This window comes from Nostoc sp. UCD121, assembly GCF_014222285.1.
Classification (GTDB): Bacteria; Cyanobacteriota; Cyanobacteriia; order Cyanobacteriales; family Nostocaceae; genus Nostoc.
The window spans coordinates 1-3569 of sequence record NZ_JACKZS010000380.1; the positions used below are offsets into that span (position 1 = coordinate 1).

The window sequence follows — 3569 nt, forward strand, 5'->3', positions numbered from 1 at the left end:
CAATTTATCTATAATAGAGATATTCTCTTTTAACCAATCAACTTTATGTCCAACATAGATACTAATTTTCATCAACTCTTTCAACCCAAAAGTCAAGTTAATGAAGATAACGAAAATCCCACGCTATTACTCAATCGCCTAACTCCTACTGATGACCAAATCAAAGACTGGCTACAGTCACCACAAATCAAACAGTGGCTTACAAAGCTACTAATGGGCATACCGAATAATCTCAAGGTAGAAGTGATAAATACCATCATCAAAAATGTTATACAAAACCCAGACAAAGACTATCGAGTACAATTCGGTAGTTCAACTATTGGAGTCGATGTTTTACGGTGCAGCTTTGGGCATCCTATAAATTACAGAAAGCCAGTGGAATCAAAACTCCTGATTGCACCTATACTTTGAAAAAACATTTGGATGTTTCCAACCAACTTCCCGGATGACATAATTCCGTATTTTCGTTAAATTCCCACACAATACCCGATCTATTCTTGCCAAAAGCGCCATGCTTAACTATCCATTCTTACCAAAACCATTATGCTTAACTGCCATTAACTTAGTAGATGACTAAATCTTGTATTGAAGCCAAATTTGATGACCTTAACAGAAACATTTCTTTACATCCCTTTTAGGCTCTAGCCCATGAACAGCTTTCATCGCACAAGGAGATTCTTTAGAGTTCGTAAGCCAATTGGATTTTCGATTTGGGACAATGAGTTAGCTTTAGAGCTACCCTTATAGAAGAACAGAATCTCTCAATTACTCTTTGACTCATGACGAGGCTCCTTCAAGTCGAAAAATTTCCGATTCTGATGTTGCCGGAAATCGAGGCGTATTTAGAAAGTGGACTATTTCGTGGGATTGGCAAGAAAACTGCTCAAACTTTGGTCAATTGCTTTGGAACTGAGACTTTATCGATATTAGATAACAACCCCGAAAAACTTTACACTGTTCCCGGACTAACTCAATATCGTATTGATGGTATTACCAAAGCTTGGTCAGAGAGCAAAAAGAATCCGAACTTGGGAGTGATTACCAAACTTTTGGCTGTGGGAACTTCATTGAAGTTAGCTTTGAAAATTTGTGACTATTACGGACACAAAACTGCAAATGTACTTCAGAACAACCCTTACAGATTAATTGATGACATTGACGGCATCGGTTTTAAGACTGCTGATGAGTTAGCCATATCTCTTGGTATCCCGCTATACAGTGATACTCGTTATATCTCAGCTTTAATCCATGTTTTAAAATCCGGCTTGCGTGAAGGGAATTGTTTTTTACCCTTTGAGCAATTAGTAAGTATTGCCACTGACCTGCTTTCTTCACCACAGCATACGCCCGATGTTCAATTTTTAAATACAATCATTCAACAGTTACTCGAAAAGGGGACTTTAGTTTCGGGTGATGTTGGTAATAGTGTTTATCTCAAAGCTGCTTATCGGGCTGAACTTTCTGTGACTTTGAAAATTCTTGCTCTCCTTGACCAACCAACTCACCACACTGAACATTTAGAACACTGGTTAGCCCAATTCCAAACTACTGACTATCGCCAACTTTCACGTTTAAGTGATGAACAAATCAGCGCCTTGATGATGGCAGCCAAACATCCAATTAGCATTATTACTGGTGGCCCTGGTCGAGGGAAAACTTATGTACTGAAAACCTTGGTTGAATGGTTCATCCATACTGATAAAGCGATTGCACTTGCCGCTCCAACAGGGAAAGCTGCTAACCGGATGAAAGATGCTACAGGCATTGAAGCAACTACTATTCACCGTTTATTGCAATGGCAGGGAAACAATGCGGTTTTTCTTCATAACGAGGATAATCTTCTAAATCTTGATTGTCTAATCGTTGATGAATTTTCAATGGTTGATATATTTCTGTTCAATTCGCTACTCAAAGCCTTGCCCAAAAAAACCAGAATTGTACTGCTAGGGGACTTTGATCAATTACCCAGTATTGGCGCGGGAATGGTCTTGCGGGATTTAATTGTTTCTGAACTCGTGCCAACAACTTTCTTACAGACGATTTATCGTCAACGGCACGAAAGCCCGATTATTTATGCCGCTAATGATGTCAATTCTGGCATAGTCCCCACACTGCACAATTTTAATCAAGTTTCTGATTGGATGGATGTCGGTGACTGTGCAATGATTCAAAAAGATTCGCCCCAAGCGACCTCCCAAGCCATCGTTGAGTTGGTTAAAGCTATTGGCCAGTCAGGTGTTGATTTAAATCAACAACTAATAATCTTAGCGCCCCAAAAACAAGGAGACTGTGGAGTTTACAATCTCAATCTGCTTCTTGCCCCTATCTTTAATCCAAAACTTGAAAATCAACCACAAGTTGTCTCTGGGTCAGTTATCTACCGAATCGGCGATCGCGTAATCCAGCTGAAAAACCGTTATGAAACCGTCCCGCCTGTAATGAATGGCGAGATCGGTCAGGTTATTGCTGTGGAACCGGAAAAATTTTTGGTTACGATCTCTTGGGAGGGCGGCGCAGTTGTTAATTATTATCCTGGAGACTTCGAGCAAATTATGCACTCGTTTTGTATAACTTGCCACAAGAGTCAAGGTAGCCAATTTCCTTATGTGATTTTCCCATTGGTCAGGGCTAATTACCGGATGTTAACCCGTCAGCTGCTCTACACGACTATGACTCGCGCAATGGGTACATTCATCGCAGTTGGACAGCATGAAGCATTGAAAACTGCTGTCGCTACTGATAAACCCGCCCAGCGTTTTACTGGACTAACCAATCTCCTCATTTCACCTGTTGAGCAACTTAGTGAAATCTGGCAGAGTTTGAGCAACACCAGAAAAACCACTTGTACGACAACATCTTCCCCTACTGTTACTGTCGCTTCTAGGCTACAACAACGCCAACTGACTGCTACACAAGGAGAAATGACTACTATTGGTAGTCTTGCACTACAAATGTATGAATCCAAGTATACTTATCGTCCGTCAAAACAGCCCGAACTTGTAGGTAAGTTTCGCTTTAATACTTATCACTATGAAACTACCGCAATTGAGTTGATTGATTCAGCAATTGACGCAGTTCTGCTCCAATAATAAAACCCATGCCCAAAATGAGAACAACGGTCGCATCCAACCAGACTACTCTTGAAGTACACTTTTAACATTTATGGCTATTCCAGCAACACAGTTAAAGATCGGGCAATCAGTGAAGTATCTGATCGGGACTCGAAGCGGCATGAGTGCGGCAATAACCGATATCAGCAAATCATCTCTTAGTCTCAAAAATACTCATATTGTTACTTTGACCTTTGATGATGATTCATTGCCAAACCACTTAAAAACACAACAACTAACTGTTTATGACGAATTGCTTGAAGGTTGTGAAATAATCACATTTTAAAAAATTCAAATTGGCAACAGCAGAGCGCACATTCGCCGCCATAAGTTGAAATTAATCAAAATACTAATTTGCTGGCTGATAGAATCCCGTATTTTGGTTAAATTCCCATCCCAACCCTGCTCTATCCTTGTTCTTACACCATGCTACAAAAAGCGGTGGGGGAAGATTAATTC

Annotated in this window: 3 protein-coding genes; all 3 read left to right on the forward strand. The window is 40.3% G+C overall.

Annotated features, from left to right (window positions below; translation table 11 throughout):
• Positions 1–45 precede the first annotated feature (45 nt).
• On the forward strand, positions 46–411 hold the full coding sequence (locus GNF10_RS35835; RefSeq protein WP_185586833.1) for a hypothetical protein: 366 nt from the start codon (positions 46–48) through the stop codon (positions 409–411).
• Between the two features lie 368 nt (positions 412–779).
• Complete coding sequence (locus tag GNF10_RS35840; protein ID WP_185586831.1) at positions 780–3089, forward strand: ATP-dependent RecD-like DNA helicase; 2310 nt, start codon at positions 780–782, stop codon at positions 3087–3089.
• 73 nt (positions 3090–3162) lie between these two features.
• Entirely contained in the window at positions 3163–3396 is a 234-nt protein-coding gene (locus tag GNF10_RS35845; protein WP_100904243.1) for a hypothetical protein, read from the forward strand.
• Positions 3397–3569 lie beyond the last annotated feature (173 nt).